The 17,815-nt window shown below is 67.8% G+C and carries 11 protein-coding genes and 2 tRNA genes; 6 read left to right on the top strand and 7 right to left on the bottom strand.

Annotated elements, in window-relative coordinates; all coding sequences use genetic code 11:
• Nucleotides 1–17: 17 nt before the first annotated feature.
• Entirely contained in the window at nt 18–1,457 is a 1,440-nt protein-coding gene (locus CD928_RS03975) for a sialate O-acetylesterase (protein WP_141237081.1), read from the bottom strand.
• Nucleotides 1,458–1,601: 144 nt separating this feature from the next.
• Here CD928_RS03975 and CD928_RS03970 point away from each other — a divergent pair, with 144 nt between their 5' ends.
• Together CD928_RS03970 and CD928_RS03965 are read left to right on the top strand one after the other, a co-directional pair.
• Nucleotides 1,602–4,307 carry a TonB-dependent receptor gene (locus tag CD928_RS03970; RefSeq protein WP_176473440.1) on the top strand — a complete coding sequence of 902 codons (2,706 nt, stop codon included), beginning with the start codon at nt 1,602–1,604 and terminating at the stop codon, nt 4,305–4,307.
• Between the two features lie 215 nt (nt 4,308–4,522).
• The gene (locus tag CD928_RS03965) at nt 4,523–7,282 is read left to right on the top strand and encodes a hypothetical protein (RefSeq protein WP_176473439.1); all 2,760 of its coding nucleotides are present in this window, start codon (nt 4,523–4,525) and stop codon (nt 7,280–7,282) included.
• 166 nt (nt 7,283–7,448) lie between these two features.
• Here CD928_RS03965 and CD928_RS03960 read toward each other — a convergent pair whose 3' ends face one another.
• The 4 genes from CD928_RS03960 to CD928_RS03945 all read right to left on the bottom strand — a co-directional run bounded on the left by CD928_RS03960 (nt 7,449) and on the right by CD928_RS03945 (nt 11,986).
• A complete protein-coding gene (locus CD928_RS03960; protein ID WP_095385351.1) occupies nt 7,449–8,624 on the bottom strand; it encodes a mandelate racemase/muconate lactonizing enzyme family protein in 1,176 nt (391 codons plus the stop codon).
• An 11-nt stretch (nt 8,625–8,635) separates the two neighbouring features.
• Entirely contained in the window at nt 8,636–9,565 is a 930-nt protein-coding gene (locus CD928_RS03955) for a dihydrodipicolinate synthase family protein (protein ID WP_095385348.1), read from the bottom strand.
• 85 nt (nt 9,566–9,650) lie between these two features.
• A complete protein-coding gene (locus CD928_RS03950; RefSeq protein WP_095385346.1) occupies nt 9,651–10,373 on the bottom strand; it encodes an IclR family transcriptional regulator in 723 nt (240 codons plus the stop codon).
• 236 nt (nt 10,374–10,609) lie between these two features.
• A complete protein-coding gene (locus tag CD928_RS03945) occupies nt 10,610–11,986 on the bottom strand; it encodes a hypothetical protein (protein ID WP_095385343.1) in 1,377 nt (458 codons plus the stop codon).
• Nucleotides 11,987–12,230: 244 nt separating this feature from the next.
• Between CD928_RS03945 and CD928_RS03940 the strand changes: the two genes are divergently transcribed.
• From CD928_RS03940 to CD928_RS03925, 4 genes are read left to right on the top strand one after another with little or no spacing between them, the layout of a single operon-like run.
• Nucleotides 12,231–13,970 (top strand): Na+:solute symporter, encoded by a 1,740-nt coding sequence (locus CD928_RS03940; RefSeq protein ID WP_095385340.1) that lies wholly within the window; start codon nt 12,231–12,233, stop codon nt 13,968–13,970.
• The gene (locus CD928_RS03935) at nt 13,954–14,691 is read left to right on the top strand and encodes an SDR family NAD(P)-dependent oxidoreductase (protein ID WP_095385337.1); all 738 of its coding nucleotides are present in this window, start codon (nt 13,954–13,956) and stop codon (nt 14,689–14,691) included. Before CD928_RS03940 ends, CD928_RS03935 begins: the two co-directional genes overlap by 17 nt.
• On the top strand, nt 14,675–15,628 hold the full coding sequence (locus CD928_RS03930) for a 2-dehydro-3-deoxygalactonokinase (protein ID WP_176473438.1): 954 nt from the start codon (nt 14,675–14,677) through the stop codon (nt 15,626–15,628). Before CD928_RS03935 ends, CD928_RS03930 begins: the two co-directional genes overlap by 17 nt.
• Nucleotides 15,625–17,088 carry a 2-dehydro-3-deoxy-6-phosphogalactonate aldolase gene (locus CD928_RS03925; protein WP_141237078.1) on the top strand — a complete coding sequence of 488 codons (1,464 nt, stop codon included), beginning with the start codon at nt 15,625–15,627 and terminating at the stop codon, nt 17,086–17,088. The genes CD928_RS03930 and CD928_RS03925 overlap by 4 nt, the downstream gene beginning before the upstream one ends.
• A 181-nt stretch (nt 17,089–17,269) precedes the next feature.
• Here the strand turns inward: CD928_RS03925 and CD928_RS03920 are convergent.
• Nucleotides 17,270–17,345, bottom strand: a tRNA-Thr gene (locus tag CD928_RS03920).
• Nucleotides 17,346–17,673: 328 nt separating this feature from the next.
• A tRNA-Ser gene (locus CD928_RS03915) sits at nt 17,674–17,764 on the bottom strand.
• Nucleotides 17,765–17,815: the final 51 nt, after the last annotated feature.

The following is a 17,815-nucleotide window of genomic DNA, read 5'->3' as shown; positions in this document are numbered from 1 at the left end:
CCCTCAAACAAGAGCCGTCAGTCGATCCTGGCCTTGCCTCGCTTCGGGATCGCGGTCTCGAACGGTCCCACCGGCCAGCCCGACCCGTCGAACAGCGCCGGCGCCGGAACGTCGGCCCAGGCGTAGCGGACCGACCGGGGGTCGGTGCCGGCCGGAATCAGCAGTTCGACGTCGCGCGCTCCGATGACGCGGGCGGCGACGGGCGCGCAGCGTTCCGCGCATAGTTCGAAGCCCTCGACTGCCGGCCCATCGCGCCCGCTGAGCGCGCCCGCGGTCGCAAAGCGGATGCGGATCGCGGTCTTCGTCCGCGCGATCGTCGCCGCGCGTGGACCCTTCGCGCCGCCCGATCGGTAGACGTCGGCCAGCGCCACCGCTGCCGCGCGTTCGGCGACCACCGCCTTTCGGGGCGGGTGCAGTTGGTGCGCGCTGCCTTGGTCGATCTGGACGACCAGGCCCGCTCTGTCGTCGTTCGCAGCGAAGCGGCGCTGCGCTTCGCGGACGATTGCCCAGTGGCCGCTCGGATCCTTCGGTGCCGGATCGAAAGCGGGAAGCTGGATCACGACGAAGGGCAGGGGCTGCGCGAAGGCCTTGCGCCAGCTCGCGGCGAGCGCGGCGAGGCGCGCGCCATAGGCTTCGGGCCGATGCGTGTCGCTTTCGCCCTGATACCAGAGCACGCCGCGCAGGGCGAAGGGCGCGAGCGGGGCGATCATTCCATTGAACACGCGCCCGCCGTTCTGGCGCGACGCCGGATCGGCGATGGAAGGAGCGAGTTCGCGCGACGTCAGCATATCCTCGTCGACGAAGGCCGCAATCTGCGTGCCGCCCCAGGCGGCGTCGATCAGTCCGATGGGCACGCCGAGCGCCGCGCGCAGCCGCTGCCCGAAATGATGGCAGACCGCGGAGAAATTCGCTGCGGTCGCGGGTGCCGACCGGGACCAGCCGCCGAGCGTCATCAGATGCGGCGAGGGTGCCGGGGCCTGCTGCCGCGCGACGTCGAGTATCCGCAGGCCCGGATCGGGCGCGAAGCGCTGATCAAGATCCAGCGCTTTCGAGCGGCGGAATTCCATGTTCGACTGGCCTGCGCACAGCCAGACGTCGCCGATCATCACATCGTCGTATCTATCGTGAAACGAGGCGGCGGAGGCTTCCAGCCGGTAAGGCCCGCCGGCGCGGCGCGGCGCGAGCCGCGCTCGCCAGGCGCCGTCGGCGTCCGCTACCGCTACCGCGTGCTTGCCGCCCAGCGAAACCTCGACCCGCTCGCCGGGCTTGGCGCGGCCCCAGATCGCGATCGGGCGGTCGCGCTGGAGGACCATGTTCGCGCCGAAAAGCGAGTCGAGGCCGAGGCGCTCGGCGGCCGGCGGGGGTGGCGCGTCGCGGGTCTGAGCGGCGGCGGGGAGCGCGGCGAGCGCCAGCGCGGCGGCGGCTATCAGACGGATACGGTTGCTTTTTCCGGGCATCGATACGCTCCAAAGGTCGCTAGCATCGTTCATGATGCCCCTATTAGTCCATCTTCCGGTTGACATATAGCTAAAATAGCAACAATAAAGATGCCACATCCAGCCGCTCGTGCGAAGCGGCGGCACGAGGGGACGGAGGATATTGTGAAGGTAATCGCCAATATATCGGGAATCGCGTTGGTTGCGGGGATGATGGCCGCGGCGCCGCAATGTTTCGCTCAGGAGAACGAAACCGCGGCGCAGGCTCCGGATGAGGCCGATCAGGCCCCGAATACCGCGATCATCGTCACCGGCATCCGCGCCGCCGAGGCCGAAGCGATCGACATCAAGCGCAATTCGACCCAGATCGTCGATTCGATCGTCGCCGAGGATATCGGCAAACTGCCCGACCAGAATGTCGCCGAATCGCTCGAGCGCGTCGCCGGGGTGCAGGTGCGCCGCGAGATCGATGAAGCCGCCGACATCGCGATCCGCGGCCTCAGCCAGAACCGGCTCGAGTTCAACGGCCACACGCTGATCAGCCCCTATGGCCGCGGCGCCGACGGCCCCGATGACGGTGCCTATAATGTGCTGACCTTGATCCCGTCCGAACTGGTCGCGCGGCTCGACGTCACCAAGCTGCCGTCGCCGTCGATGATCGAGGGCTCGCTCGGCGGCACGGTCAACATCCTCACTCGCCGCGCGTCGCCGAGCAAGAAATTCTTCGTCGGCGGGTCGGCGCAGATCCTCGACAAGTCGAAGGCGGGCGATCCTTCCTATCGCCTGACCGGCCTCGTCGCGGCATCGCTGCTCGACGGACGCCTCGGTGTCTCGGTCGGCGCCAACTACCAGCGGCTCAACATCGGGCAGGATTCGTTCGACAGCTTTTCGTCGTGGCGCGCCGAACCTGATAACTTCAGCCCCGACCCCGATGTCGTCGACCCCAATGGCGACGGCAACAACATCTATTATTTCAACGACATCCGCTACCAGCGCCTGCAGGAAAAGCGGACCAAATACGGCGTCACGACCAACATCTACTTCGACGCCACCGACAATCTCGAATTCCACGCCGACCTGCTCTACGCGCACGCGAACACCGACCGCACGCGCAACTGGGTGTCGATCCCTCTCAGCCGCAAGTCGACCGATTACACCGACCTCGTCGTTTCGCCCGACGAGAATATCGTCGCCGGCACGGTCAAGGCAGTCATCCAGGGCAATGCCGAGCGGCTGACGCTGCCGACCGATATCTATTCGGGGCAGTTCGGCACGAGCTGGCAGGCGACCGACCGGTTGAAGCTGTCCGCCGACCTGTCGTACACCCGCGCGACGCAGCATTATGGCCAGACCTATCTGCGCGCCGACACGACCGCGGCGCAGCAGGTCTCGTTCGACTTCCGCGATGCCGACGTGCCCGCAGTCGGGCTGCCCGCCAATGTCGATATCACCGATCCCGACCTCTATATCTATCGGACGAGCTTCGATAATAATTATGTCTATGCGGCGAAGGAGTTCACCGGCCGGCTCGACGCGACCTATGCGATCGACGGGCCGTTCCTGACTTCGGTCGCGGTCGGCTATCGCTTCGCGCAGATCGACCTGGGGCGCGAAACCTATCGCAACCAGACGACTTATCCGACCTCGGCCGCGACGCGAATTCCGGTGACCGACTTTCCCGATAATTTCGACATCGTGCAGTTCGACAAGTTCCTGACCGGGGTGAACGGCGATTTTCCGACCGGTTACCTCGTCCCGATCATCGACAAGCACGGCAATGCGGGCATCTGTCAGGTCTTCTCGGCGACCTGCACGCCCAATCTCTATGACCCAACGTCGAGCTTCGACCTGAGCGAGCCGGTGCATTCGGCCTATGTCCAGGCCGATTTCGACACCTCGCTGTTCGGGCTACCGGTCACCGGCAATTTCGGCGTGCGCTATGTCAGCACCAAGCTGATCGCCGACGGCTTCTACGGCATCCGCGGCGGCACCGATCCCGACAGCTTCGAACCGGTGCACCAGGTCGTCCAATATGACGACTGGCTGCCGAGCATCGCGACGCGCTTTGAACTCAGCGACAATCTGCTGCTGCGTTTGGGCGCGGCGCGGGTGATGGCGCGGCCCGACACGCGCGACCTGTCGCCGTCCTTCTCGATCACCTCGGCGGGGACGGGCGCCGGCGGCAACCCCGCGCTCCAGCCGTTCCGCGTCAACCAGGTCGACGCTTCGCTCGAATGGTATCCGCAGCGCGGTTCGCTCGTCTCGCTCGCGCTTTTCTACAAGGACGTCGAAAGCTTCATCTATTCGCAGACGGTCGAGGAGGTGATCCCGGGGCTCGACGCCGACCCCAACGACAGCGATCCCGAAACCCCCTATCGCATCGGCCGGACGTTCAACGGCGAAGGCGCGACGATCAAGGGGTTCGAGGTTCAGCTCCGCCAGAATCTCGACTTCCTGCCCGGGCCGCTTTCGCACCTGGGGGTCAAGGGCACCTACACCTATATCTCCAGCAATTCGGGGATCATCGACGGGCGAACGCATAACGAGCTGCCGCTCCAGTCGCTGTCGAAGCACAGCGGCACCGCGCTCCTCTTCTACGAGGACGGGCCGATCGGCCTGCGCGTCGGCTATTCGTACCGCAGCGGCTATCTCAATCGCATCGGGCTCGAGGGCAATGGCATCTATTACCGCGCCGCGGGCTATCTATCCGCCGGGGTCAGCTACGACATCACCAAGGGAATCAAGCTGAGCGTGTCGGGGTCGAACCTGACCAACACGCCGACGCGCAAATATGCCAATTATGAAGAGGCGATCGCCAGCTATCTGGAGAATGGGCGGACCATCACGGCGAACCTGAGCTTCCGTTTCTGAGGCTCCTCTGCTGAGGTGAATCGCCCCTCCCCTTTAGGGGAGGGGTTGGGGTGGGGTCTCGAACCCTTGCGCAAGGCCGATGGACCCCACCCCCAACCCCTCCCCTGAAGGGGAGGGGCTTAGAGAATTCCAAGAAGGGCGGAATAGTGAAGATGCGATATTCGTTGGCTCTCACACTGTTTGCGGGAACCGCGTTGTCCGCTTGCGCGGCGCAGATGCAGGCCCCGGCCCCTGCCGCGAGCGCGCCCGCCGCCGATGCGCTGGCGGCGCGGATCGAGGGGTTTTCGCTCGATTTCACCGTGCTGTACCGGCCCGACGATCCGAAGATGGCGCAGCGCCCGGCGGGGATCGAGGGAGTCGCCTATAATGTCGCGACGTGGCGCGCCTTCGACCCGGCGCGCGCCGATCTTGCCGCCGCGCAGCGCGACGCGGCGACCGCAGGCGACGGTTTCGATGACCGCATCCTCGATGCGAGCGCCGACAGCCGCAGCGCCGATTATTTCAACGCGGGCCAGCCGGTCGCGATGAAACCCCAGAGCGTGCGGCGCGTCGGCGACAAATTGATCGCGACCTATCCCGCCGATCCGCGCTTCACGCTGACCGCCGAAGTCGATCTCGCGGCCCAGCCCTATCCGCTGCTGCAATGGCGGCTCGAGGCGCGCCAGCCCGGCTATTATTCGGTCGGCTACACCGGCGGACCTCATGTGGCGGCGGCGCAGGCGAGCGAGATCTGGCAGCCGCTGATCTGGCAGGAGCAAAGGCTGCCCGATCGCTCCTATCTGACGCTCGCCTATCGCGCGACCCTGCCGACGACGATGGTGCGCGAGGGCGACACCGCGTTCGCGGCGATCGCGCATCCCGGCGAATTCCCGTTCCAGCCGCTGCCGCTCGCCGACAACAGCCGCTTCGGGGTCGCGGTGCGCGACGGCGCGGGCGGCGCGAGCCCGATGATCTTCGCCCCCGTGATGGGCGGCGCGGGATCGCAGCTCGCGGGCGGCGCGAGCACGAGCTTTCGCGCCTATCTGGTGCGCGAGAAGGCGGGCGACCTGACGCGGCTCTACGAACGGCTCGCGCGCACCGTCTATGGTTTCGGCGATTTCCGCCACAATGCGGTCGGCTCGCTCAACACGACCTTCGACCGCATGGTCGATTATTCGATGTCCTCCTATGCGCGCTGGATCGCCGAGCTGAAAGGCTCCTCCTATTCGACCGACGTTCCCGGCGCGGTGAAGAATGTCAGCAGCCTCAACCCGTTCGAGCTCGCGCTGGTCACCGACCGCCCCGGCATGTTCGAGAGCCGCGTCATCCCCTATGTCGAATATATGCTGTCGCGGGAGAAATTCCTGTTCAGCCTCGATCGCGAGATGAAGATCCAGAACCCGTCGCGCGCGCTGCGCGGCCCGACCGCGCCGGTGTCCGAACTCGCGACGCTTTATGCCGTGCTCGGCAAGCGCAATCCCGCGCTGCTCGACCTCGCGCGGCGCGAGTTCGAAGGCTCGCGGACGCGCAACCTCGACGTCGCCGAACATGGCCGGACATGGCAGAACGCGCTGTCGCTGTTCGAGGCGACCGGTGACCGCGCGATGCTGAGCGAGGCGGTCGCGGGTGCCGACCGCTATCTCGCGAGCCGGGTCGACACGCCGCAGCGCGAATTCAAGGACGCGGCCTTCTTCTTCTGGCCCGCCTATGTCCCCGATTTCGTCGACCTCTATCGGCTCTACGAGGCGAGCGGCGAGAAGCGCTTTCTCGACGCGGCGCAGACCGGCGCGCGGCGCTACACGATGTTCACCTGGATGGCGCCCGCGGTTCCCGATGCGAAGGTGACGGTCAATCCGGGCGGTAAGGCGCCGGTCTATTGGTATCTCGCGTCGAAGGGGCATCATCCGATGTCGGCGCCGCAGGAGGATGTCCCGGCGTGGCGCCTCTCTGAAATGGGGCTGACCCCCGAAAGCTCGGGCACCAGCACCGGGCACCGCGCGATCTTCATGGCGAATTTCGCGCCGTGGATGCTGCGCATCGCCGAGGATGCGAAGGACCCATTCCTGCACGACGTCGCGCGCTCGGCAATCATCGGGCGCTATCGCAATTTCCCCGGCTATCACATCAACACGGCGCGAACGACGATCTACGAGCAGGCGGACTATCCGCTCCACGCGCACAAGGACCTCAGCGTCAACAGCTTCCATTATAATCACATCTGGCCGATGGCGACGATGCTGCTCGACTATCTGGTCAGCGACGCGCGCGGCCGGTCGGACGGGGCGATCGATTTCCCCAGCCAGTTCATCGAGGCCTATGCCTATCTGCAGAACGGCTTTTACGGCTATGCGCCGGGGCATTTCTATGGCGATCAGGGCGTCAATCTGTGGATGCCGAAGGGGCTGCTCACCGGCTTTGACCCCGAGCTCAACTATGTCGCGGGCTATCGCGGCGACGCGCTTTACGTCGCGCTCGCCAACCAGTCGGACGCGCCGGTCGCGAGCCGCGTCGCGATCGACCCCAAGCTCGCCGGACGGGTAGGGGCGCTGCGTGTGACCCTGCTGTCGCCCGAAGGCGCGGCGCGCGCCGAGGGCGACGGCCTAGCGGTCGAGGTGCCCGCGCGCGGGCAGGTCGCGGTGCGGATCGACGGGCTGCGCGCGCGGACGAAGATCGACCGTGCGGGACTCGATCGCCCGGCGGCGGCGGTGCCCAACGACAGCGCGGCGCTGAGCGTCGGCGACGCGCGTGCCTATCTGCTCGATTTTGGCGGCTTCGGGCGGCGCGGCTATGTCTATCTGCGCGACGACGACGCCAAGGTGGTGCGCGCCCGGCTGCGCTATCGCAGCGGCGGGGGGTGGAAGGTGCTGACCGACGACAGCTTCCCGTTCGAGTTCAGCGTGCCGCGCGGGAAGGGCGAGAGCTTCCGTTTCAGCCTGTCGGTCGACAAGGTTGGGGGCGGGAGTGCGACGAGCCCGGTGACGGTGCTGGGGGAGTAGACCCTGAGAGTGGGATAAACCCTGGATTCACATATCTTCGTCATTGCGAGCGAAGCGAAGCAATCCAGGGCGGTTTACGCAGGCTCTGGATTGCCGCGTCGCTTCGCTCCTCGCAATGACGATTCCGTGGATCGCATCCCTTCCCTGAAGGGGAGGGGCTTTATTATCACCCCTGAATCTTCTCCGCATGCGCCCACAGCGCCGCGCCCGGAGCGACGCCGAGGCCGGGACCCGAGGGCAGGCGGTAGGCGCCGGCTTCGCAGGCGAGATCGCCGTCGAGCAGCGCTGCGTTCCGGTCGAGGATCGAATGCTGATATTCGTGCATCGGCAGCTCGTCGACCGCCGCCGAGGCCTGCAGGCTAGCGGCCTGGAAGATGCCGACGCCGATCGTCGCGTGCGGGATCGTCGCGACATGGTGCGCGGCGGCGAGCCGGGCGATGCGCAGGAACTGGGTGATCCCGGTGTGCCCCATCTCGGGCTGGACGATCGACACCGCGCCCGCGGCGAGGCGGGGGAGGGCGTCGTGGACGCTGCGCCATTCCTCGCCCGCCGCGATCGGGGTCGCGACAGCGCGCGCGACATGCGCAAGCCCCTCGACATCCTCGGGCTTCACCGGCGCTTCGGCGAACCACAGGCCATAGGGTTCGAGCCGGCGGATCAGCGCTGCCGCCTCGCCGCGCCCGAACATCCAGTGGAAGTCTATCATCAGCTTGACCTGGGGACCCAGCGCCCCGCGCAGCGCCGCAAGCTCGGCCTCGATCCCGTCGGGGTCGACCGCGGCGGCGAACTTGATCGCGTCATAGCCCTGGGCGACGAAGTCGGCGGCGAGCGCGATGCGCTCGTCGAGCGTCGCGCGCGGCAGCCCCGAGACATAGGCAGGAATGCTGGCGCGCCGCTCGCCGCCGAGCAGTTTGCGCACCGGTTGGTTCGCGAGCTTGCCGCAGATGTCCCACAGCGCGATGTCGAGCGCGGCGAGCGCGTCGAGCCAGAAGCCGCCGTCATAGCCGCGCACGCGCAGCAGATCGTAGAGGTCGTGCCAGATCGCCGAGACGTCGAACGGGTCGCGCCCGCGCACCAGCGGCAGGATCAGGTCGTCGACGAACTCACCGATCACGCGCGGCGCGGTGAGGCCATAGGTCTCGCCCCAGCCGACCGCGCCGTCCTTCGTCGTCACCTTGACGAGCACCGAGCGGTCCTCGGTCGGATAGATGGTGCGGTTGGAGCTGCGGACCAGATAGCCGCGCTCGTTCACGCTCTCGCCCGCGCGCAGCGGTCCCAGATAGGGGGTGTCGCGTGGGATGGTGACGACGAAGGTCTCGATATGGTCGATGCTGTCGCGCATGGCGGACCCGTCTATACCATCTGCCGCGCGTCGAACGAGGTCCCCATTTCGCGCATCAGCGGTTCGAGCGCGGCGAGGAGCTGGTCGAGCTCGGCGTGGTCGTGCGCGTCGAGTTCGGGGCCGGGCGCGCGAACAAAGGCGGATGCGATCAGGCCGCGGCGGCGCAGCACCTCCTTGGTCAGCCGCCAGCGATACACCGCCTGCATGTTGAGCAAGGGCAGCGTGCGCTCGAACAGCATGCGGACCGTCGCCTGGTCGCCGGCGCGGTGCGCGGCGATCAGGCGGACGTGGAGGTCGGCGATCTCGGCGGCGGGCATCGTCCCTTCGGCGCCGCGCGCCAGTTCGTCGGTGATGTAGCGCCCGCCGGCGCCGCCGAAGATCGCGCGGAGCTGCGGCGGCGCGGCGGCGCGCAGCGCCGAGATGCGCTGGCCGCACGGGGCGTTCTCTTCCTTGACGTAGAGGATGTTGGGCGCGCGGCCCAGGATGTGGAGGAGCGCGGCGGCATCGAGTCCGAGTCCCATCGGACGCGGCGCGTTCTGCAGCATCACGGGGACGTCGGCCGCGGCGGCGAGCCCCGCGTAGAAGTCGCCGATCGCGTCGAGGTCGCCGTCGAGGCGCGTCGGGGTGACGATCATCGCCGCCGCCGCGCCGGCCTGGCCGGCCGCCGCGATCAGCGCGGCGCTCTCTTCGTCGTTCTGACCGCTGCATCCGGCGACGAAGGCGACGCGTCCCGCCGCGAGCTCGCCGATCATCGCGATCAGGCGCAGCCGCTCGGCGAGGCTTAGATGATCATATTCGCTCGCCAGCCCGGGAAACACGACGCCGTCGACGCCGCAGCCGATCACCCATTCGACGGTGTTACGCATCCCCTGCGCGTCGATGGCGCCGGTCGAATCGAAGATGGTGGGCAGCACCGGAAAGGCGCCGGCGATATTCGTCATGCTCGTCACTCCCTTGGGCGGCCGATCGGCGGCCGCGTCCAGAGAGGCTTAGGCATGTATTGCTAATTTAGCAATAGTTGAGACACTAATCTCCGATCCGGTGCGCCGCATTGGTCAGCGCTTCGACGATCGGGGCGTTATTCTGTTCGGGGATCCAGCCCGACATGCCGACCGCGGCGAAGGAGAGGTTCGACACCGGGACCGCGACCGTGTGGCGATCCTCGACCGGATCGACGCAGACGCGCGCGTAGCCGAGCTGGCGCACCGCTTCGATCGCCGCCATCAGATCGGGCAGGCCGCCCGGAAAACCGTCGATCGCGCGGTCGGCGAACAGTTCGGCGATATGATCGTCCCCGTGCTGCGCGAGCAGCGCCATGCCGATGCCGCTCGAGGTCGCGGGAAGTAGGCCGATGCGGCCGATGCCCTGCGTCGTCGTCATCCCCGGCGGCGCGTGGAACAGATAGCTGACGCTGTCGCGCCACAGCACGCCGAGCGCGATGGTGAGGCCGAAACGCCGCAGTTCCTCGAGCACCGGCAGCGCGTCCTGCATGATGCGCGAGGCGTGGAGACTCTGCGCGGCGAGGACGTGCATGCCCGGCCCGGCGGTATATTTGCGGTTCGCGGTCTGGCGCGCGATCCCCAGATAGGCGAGCGTCTTGAGCAGCCGGTTGACGCGCGTCGGGTTGAAGCCGAGCTGGCGCGCAAGCTCGCGGTTGCCGACGGGCTCGGGCGAGACCGCGAGCGCCTGGAGGGTCGCGATGCCGTCGATCAGGCTCTGGTTCGGCTGGGCATTGGGTTTGGGGTTCATTCGCCTCGATCCATCCAACAAGGGGGCGGAAAAGCGATGATCGCCGCCCCTCGGCCGCGCATGATAGTGCCGCCGCGGGCGAATTTCACCTCCGCCGCTTTCTTCCTCCATAATGTCGCTAAGATTGCAACGCCAATGTTTCATCTGGCGTGACAAAATGGGCAGGCGGGGATGGAGGGCCGCCTGCCCGAGGTGGTGGATCTGGTGGTTGCCTACCCTTCAGGGGTGGGGTTTATTCAGCCCGGGTTCGACGACGAGGGCGGATCGGCAGGGTAGTTGGTCACCGTGATCTTGCGCCGCGTGATCCGCGTGTGGCCGCTCGCGATCGACTTGCGATAGAAGAGATAGCTTTTCCCGTTCGAATAGAGGCGGTCGAAGTCGGAATCGCCGTAATCGCCGCCGTCGAAGTCGATCGTCACCGGATAATTAGCCTGCGCCGAGGTCGACACGAGCAGATTCTGCCCGTCGCTCCAGTTCACCAGATCGGTCGAGGTCGCATATTGCACCGCGCTGCTGGTGCGGAAGAAGGCGATATAGTGGCGCGACGGCTTGTGCCAGACGACCGAGCGCAGGTAGCTTTTGAACATCTCCGGCTTCACCACCGCGCAGGCGCTGTTGGTATAGACGGTCGGGTTGCGCATCTGCTGGGTGAAGCCCGGATTGCTCGTGTCGCCGTCCCACGCGCGCCAGCTCGTCCGGTCGGTCGGGTCGGCCGTGCGGAACAGGCAGACCCCCTTCGCCTGCCCGGCATAGGCCGAACTGCTGTAGGCATACATGTAATAATAGCCGTCGAGCGTGCCGTCCTGGTTGCGCCCGCGGATGATGTTCGACGGGGTGCCATAGCCGATCCAGCCCGCGTCGGTCGTATTGGCGTCGCCCGGATAGGCGACGTGCGGGAAGATCGCGACATGATCGGGCGTCGCCGCCGAGCGCGCGAAGTCGATATGGCGGTCGGGGGGCGAGACCGTCGCGGTCCACAGCGGGATCGAGGCGTACCAGCAATAGGGCTTGCCGTCGCTCGTCCCGGCGTCGTGGCAGTCAGGGTCGCTGGTGCGGGTGCCGAAATAATCCTCGTGCCCATAGGCGTAGACCGTCGATCCTTCGAAATGGACCGCCTGGATCCATGTCTTCTGGTCATAGGCGTCGGGGTCGGTGTTGCCGCTGTTGCCGGTCATCACCCCGTCGCAGTCGAGCGCCGCCGTCTTGGGATTGTTGGTGAAGCCGGTGACCGATCCGGTCCATTGCCAGCCCTTGGCATTGGGATCGGAGACGGTGAGGTGGATGACGTTGTTCTGATCCTCGAAGGCGCGAACCGGGCCGTCGATATGCACCTTCTGCGTTCCGCACATATTGTCGTCGCTGTCGTGGAAGGTTTCGATCACCGAATCGGCGAGACCGAGCGTCGGGGCGTCAAGCGTGGTCAGCGTCGCGCCGGACGCTGCCGTCCGGGCGGAAGCGGTGCTGCCCCTGTCCTTCGCCGCAGGCGCGGGCGGCAGCAGGACCTTCCACGCCGCCTCCCCGGATTCGGGCTCACCGCTGAACGCCAGCGCCGCGCCGCCCGCCAGCACCGCCACGCCGGCAAGCATCGCCCATTTCATCGCTCCATGCTGCATGATTCCTCTCCTGTTGCACGGCTTTGCCGCCGCTGCGCGCAGCGGCATGCCATAGAAATGCTAATAAAGCAATTTTATCGTCAACGGTATATCGATTTCAGGCTCGCGGAGCGCGCGCCGGAAGTTCGAGTTTATAGCAATTATTAGGCGTTTTTCGCGCGGCCGGTGTCACTGCCGGCGAGGGGCTTGCCTTTGCATCACGTTGCTTTAATAGCGTTTCAAACGCACCGGAGAGAGGAAGCCGATGAGCAGAGCCGACGCGATCGTCCTGATCGCCTATCTTGCGGGCATGTTGGCGCTCGGCGTCTACTACATGCGCCGGAACACCAATTTGAAGCAGATGTTCGCCGCCGGGCACCAGTCGCCCTGGTGGGTCGCGGGTCTGTCGGGCTTCATGACGATGTTCTCGGCCGGCACCTTCGTCGTGTGGGGCGGGCTCGCCTATCGCTCGGGGCTAGTCGCGGTCGCGGTGAACATGGCCTATGGCGTCGCGGCGCTGCTTGCCGGGGCCTTCCTCGCGGGCCGCTGGCGCGCGCTCGGGGTCGAATCGCCCGCGCAATATGTCCGTCTGCGCTTCGGCGAATCGGCGGTGCAGCTCTACCTCTGGGCGATGATGCTGTTCCGGCTGATCGGGTCGGGGATCGCGCTCTACGCGCTCGCCGTCCTGCTCTGCGTGCTCGTGCCGCTCGAGCCCGGGCATCTGCTGCGCGATCCGGCGACGGGCAATCTGTCGGTGACCTTCGCGGTGATCGCCTTCGGTGCGGTGATCGTCCTCTACACGATGCTCGGCGGCTTATGGGCGGTGCTGATGACCGATGTCATGCAGTTCATCATCCTCAACCTCGCGGTGCTGATCACCGTCGTCCTGATCCTCGCGCGGCTCGGCGGGGTCGAAGGCTTCGCGCATCGGGTGCCCGCGAATTTCTTCGCGCTGACCAACGACGATTACGGCTGGTGGTTCATCGCGGCCTGGACCGCGATCCATTTCTTCATGATCGGCGGCGAATGGGCGTTCGTGCAGCGTTTCCTGAGCGTGCCGACCCCGCGCGACGCGCGGCGCAGCGCGTGGCTGTTCGGCGGACTCTACCTGATCTCGCCGCTCTTCTGGCTGCTGCCGCCGATGCTCTATCGCGCGATCGATCCCGCCGCCGACCCCGAGCAAGCCTATATGCTCGCCGCGCAGGCGGTGCTTCCGACGGGGATGCTCGGGCTGGTGCTCGCGGCGATGTTCTCGGCGACCGCGAGCCTGATCAGCGGCCAGCTCAACGTCTTCGCCGGCGCACTCACCCCGATGTTCGTCCGTGGCGAGGGCGACGCGCGCGCGGTGCGCGTCGGGCGCCTCGTCACCATCGTCCTCGGCCTGTTCCTGACCATCGTCGGGGTCGCGATCCCGCTGCTCGGCGGCGCCGAAAAGGTGATCGTCGCGGCGACGAGCCTGCTCGTCGTGCCGCTGGTCGCGCCGAGCGTCTGGGGCTTTTTCAGCGACCGGGTAGACCAGCGTTCGGCGTGGCTGACGGTGATCGCGGCGGCGGCGCTCGGGCTGTTCCTGCGCTATCTGATCACCCCCGCAGGTCCGCTCGGCGGCGTTGCGGCGCTGCAGCCGTTGCAGCACTGGGCGGCGGGCGCGGGAATCCTGATCGACGTGATCGTCGGGGTCGGCGTTCCGATGCTCGTGCTCGGGGCCTATCACCTGCTGTCGCGGCGCGCCGCGCCGGGCGTCGCGCGCATCGCTGCGCTGCCCCCCGCGACGATCGACGAGACGTCGGCAGGCGGTGCGTCCGACGCGCCGCGGATCGTGGCGCTCACCGTCGGCGCGAGCGGCCTCATGTTGTGGTTGACGGCGCTGACCGCGAGCGCCGAGGATCGCGGGGTCCTGTTCCCGACGGGCGCGGTGCTCGTGGTGCTGGCGCTGTTTTCCGAATGGCTCGGACGGCGCGCGGCGCGCCGGGCAGGGATGGAGGCGCGGCATGGCGAGGCGGTTTGACGGAAAGCGGGCGCTGATCACCGGCGCGGCGGGCGGGATCGGCGGCGCGCTGGTCGCGGCGTTCCGCGCCGAGGGGGCGTGGGTCGCCGCGCTCGATCTCGAAGCGCCCGATAGCGGCGATTGCAACCTTGCCGCCAATATGGGCTCCGACGCCGACGTCGCGCGCGCGCTGGCCGAGGCGCGCGATGCCGGCGGCGCGCCCGACATCGTCGTCCACGCCGCCGCGGCGAGCGTCAACGCCGGGGTCGCCGACACGCCGAGCGCCGATTGGCTGCGGCTCTACGACGTCAATGTCGTCGGCGCGGTGCGGCTGATCCAGGGCTGCGCCCCCGCGATGCGCGCGGCGGGCGGCGGCGCCTTCACCTTCCTCTCGTCGATCAACGCGCGCTTCGCGACCCCGACGCTCGCCGCCTATGCCGCGTCGAAGGCGGCGCTCGAGGGATTGATCCGCACCGCCGCGCTCGAGCTGGCAGAGGACCGGATTCGCGTCAACGGCGTCGCGCCCGCGTCGGTCGACACCGACCTGCTCGCGCGCAATTTCGCGGCGGCGCCCGACCCGGAGGCGGCGCGCGCCGCCAATGTCGGGCGTCACCCGCTCGGCCGGCTCGGCACGCCCGAGGATGTCGCGCATGCCGTGCTGTTCCTGTCGTCGGCCGAGGCCGGCTGGATGACCGGGACGATTGTCGAAGTGGATGGAGGTGCCGGTGTCACACGCCGTTGACGGCGCCTGGCCGATGGTCGGGATCAATTGGGGAAGCAGCAATTTTCGCGCGTGGCGGATCGGCGCCGACGGCGCGATCCTCGACCATGTCGCGATGCCGAAGGGGGTCGCGTCGCTGGATCGCGACGGGATGGAGGCGTGCATCGCCGAACTCGCGGCGCGCTGGGGCGATTTGGGCGCCTGCTGGGCGTCGGGGATGATCGGATCGGCGATTGGCTGGGCCGACGCGGGATATTTCGAAACGCCGTCCTCGGTGCGCGACCTCGCGGGCGGCGGCGTCGCGGCGCGGATCGGCGGGCAGGACGTGAAGATCGTTCCGGGCCTGACCTGCACCGGGCCGCACGGCGGCCCCGACGTGATGCGCGGCGAGGAGATCGAGCTGTTCGGCTATCTGGCGCTGGGCGGTGACCCGGCGGCGGGGCGCGACCGCTTCATCGTGCTGCCGGGCACCCACAGCAAATGGGTGCATTGCCGCGACGGGCGCATCGTCGATTTCTTCACCAGCATGGGGGGCGAGATCTTCGACCGGATGAGCGCGCAGGGGCTGCTCGCGTCGGTGACCGAGGGCAGCGGCGCGGCGGGGCGCGTCTTCGACGCCGCGTGCGATCGCGCGCGAACGAGCAGGATCGGGCTCGGCAGCCTGCTGTTCGAAACGCGCGCGCGCGCCGTGCGCGCGGGGCTGGGCAAGGAGGACGCGGCGTCGTGGCTGCGCGGGCTGCTGATCGGCGGCGAGATCGGCGATGCGCTGCGCTATTATCCGGGGCTCGCCGAGGCGCCGGTGACGCTGATCGGCAACAGCGCGCTTTGCGGCCTGTTCGCGCATGCGCTCGGGCGGCTCGCGATCGAGGCCGAGGTGGTCGAATCCGAGCGCTGCTGCATCGCGGGCTATCGCGCGCTCGCCGCCGCGAACCTCAGCGAAGCGGTGCGGGCGGCATGACGATGGGCTCGGCGGCTGCGGTCGACGCCGCGCTGGCGGCGGCGCCGGTCGTCGCGATCCTGCGCGGGCTGGCGCCGGGCGAGGCGATCACGGTGGTCGAGGCGCTGCACGATGCGGGCATCCGCGCCGCCGAAGTGCCGCTCAATTCGCCGTCGCCGTTCGAGGCGATCGCGCTGCTGTGCCGCCATTTCGGCGATCGCATGGTGATCGGCGCGGGCACGGTCACCGATTCGCGCGACGTGGACCGGCTCGCCGACATCGGCGCACGGATCTGCGTAGCGCCCAATTGCGACCTCGCGGTGATCGCGCGCGCCGCGGCGCGCGGGATGGTGCCGATGCCGGGGGTCGCGTCGCCCAGCGAGGCGTTTCGCGCCTATGAGGCCGGCGCGCGCTGGCTCAAATATTTCCCGGCGGGCGAAGCGGGGTTGGCGACGATCCGCGCGCTCGGGCCGGTGATGCCGAAGGATGCGCGCTTCGTCGCGGTCGGCGGGGTCGGCGCAGCGAACGCCGCGACCTTCCTGGGCGGGGGCTGCGACGCGATCGGGGTGGGGTCGGAACTCTATCGCCCCGGCATGGCGGTCGAAGCGATCGCGGCGGCGGCGCGCGCGCTCGTCGCGGCAGCGACCACGCCATTGCCGCGTCCGCCCGCGCTCATCACCAACCCCGGCGCGACGATCAGCGAATCGCCGCTGCTCGATCGGACCGGAGAGACGTTGCTGTTCGTCGATCCGGTCCTGTCGGCCTTGCACCATGTCCGCCTTTCGGACGGATCGGCGACCAGCGTCGCGACCGACGTGCCCGTCAACGCGATCGGCTGGCGCGGCGAGACGCTGATCGGGCTCGCCGACGAAGCGATCGTCGAACTCGACCCCGCGACCGGCGCGGCGCGGATGCTGGTGGTGGTCGACGTCGGCAGCGGATGCCGCTTCAACGACATGACGATCGACGCGAACGGGACGGCCTGGGCGGGGACGATGCATCGCGGGCTGCTCAGCGGCCGCGGCGCGCTGTTCCGCATCGACGCCGCGAACCGCGCCGCGCGTGTGTGCGATGGGCTGGGCGTCTGCAACGGCATCGCGATGACCGCCGATCATACGCAGCTCTACCTGGTCGACACGCTGTCGCGCACGCTGATCCGCTTTCCAGTGCTGAACGGCGGCGAGGGGGTCGGCGAGCCCGTGATCGTCAGCGATTTCATGGGGCTGGCGGGAAAGCCCGACGGGATGGCGCTCGATGCCGCCGGACACCCGGTCGTCGCGATGTGGGGCGGGGCCGGGGTCGTCGAGCTCGGTTCCGACGGAGCGCTTCTGCGACATCATGCGCTGCCTGCGCCGCATGTCAGCAGCCTCTGCATCGACGCGGCCGGCGACCTTCTGGTGACGACGTCGCGGATGCGCCTGACGCCCGAACGCGCCGACGCGACGGGATCGGGCGGGCTCTACCGGATCGCTCGCGGATAGCGGCCGTTTGAAAGCGGCTGACTGCAACCGGCCATCGGCGGCCGAGGCCTATCACCGGCAGGGTTCGGTCTGGGGGATGCCATGGCTCCTCGAAAGGCCGCGCCCCATCGCCGATCTGCCGGCCCGCAACAGCGCCGCCGGAGCGAGGGATCAGGGCTAAGTCATTGATTTGTCGGATATATGGTGCCGCTTACAGGACTCGAACCTGTGGCCCCATCATTACGAATGATGTGCTCTACCAACTGAGCTAAAGCGGCAATGAGGGGCGCCTCTACCAGCGTGCCGGGACGAAAACAAGCATCGTCGCGCAGAAACCGATTCCGGAGCTCGACCGGCGGTTTTGCTGATCCCTGCCTTGCTCCCCGCCGGCGGATATCGATTGTCAGGGAGACGAAAGTGGATGTTCCCCCCCGCGCCTTCAAGGGCGGCATGAACCCCGCCGCGCGGCTGCGGTTGACCTGATGTTTGGCCGCCGCGGCGATAAGCGGCGCGAGGAGCGCAAGCGCGGCGAATGCGAGCGCCCCCGAGCCGGCATCAATCTCTGACGTCGACTATAAGTCATTGGTTCATTGAATTATTTTCCGGTGGCGGAGCGGGAGGGATTCGAACCCTCGATACGGTTTTGCCGTATACTCACTTTCCAGGCGAGCGCCTTCGACCACTCGGCCACCGCTCCGCATGCACTGGTGAAGGCGGGCCCTAGTCGTTCGCCGGGGGTTTCGCAAGC

This window comes from Sphingopyxis sp. GW247-27LB, assembly GCF_002277025.1.
Lineage (GTDB): Bacteria > Pseudomonadota > Alphaproteobacteria > Sphingomonadales > Sphingomonadaceae > Sphingopyxis.
This window is presented reverse-complemented; position numbering and strand designations above follow the sequence as displayed.

Bases quoted from the DNA above. Each gene is read 5' to 3' on its own strand.
- CD928_RS03945 (WP_095385343.1), bottom strand. From the start codon at position 11,986: ATGCAGCATGGAGCGATGAAATGGGCGATGCTTGCCGGCGTGGCGGTG.
- CD928_RS03950 (WP_095385346.1), bottom strand. From the start codon at position 10,373: ATGAACCCCAAACCCAATGCCCAGCCGAACCAGAGCCTGATCGACGGC.
- CD928_RS03925 (WP_141237078.1), top strand. From the start codon at position 15,625: ATGACGATGGGCTCGGCGGCTGCGGTCGACGCCGCGCTGGCGGCGGCG.
- CD928_RS03965 (WP_176473439.1), top strand. From the start codon at position 4,523: ATGCAGGCCCCGGCCCCTGCCGCGAGCGCGCCCGCCGCCGATGCGCTG.
- CD928_RS03940 (WP_095385340.1), top strand. From the start codon at position 12,231: ATGAGCAGAGCCGACGCGATCGTCCTGATCGCCTATCTTGCGGGCATG.
- CD928_RS03960 (WP_095385351.1), bottom strand. From the start codon at position 8,624: ATGCGCGACAGCATCGACCATATCGAGACCTTCGTCGTCACCATCCCA.
- CD928_RS03955 (WP_095385348.1), bottom strand. From the start codon at position 9,565: ATGACGAATATCGCCGGCGCCTTTCCGGTGCTGCCCACCATCTTCGAT.
- CD928_RS03975 (WP_141237081.1), bottom strand. From the start codon at position 1,457: ATGCCCGGAAAAAGCAACCGTATCCGTCTGATAGCCGCCGCCGCGCTG.
- CD928_RS03935 (WP_095385337.1), top strand. From the start codon at position 13,954: ATGGCGAGGCGGTTTGACGGAAAGCGGGCGCTGATCACCGGCGCGGCG.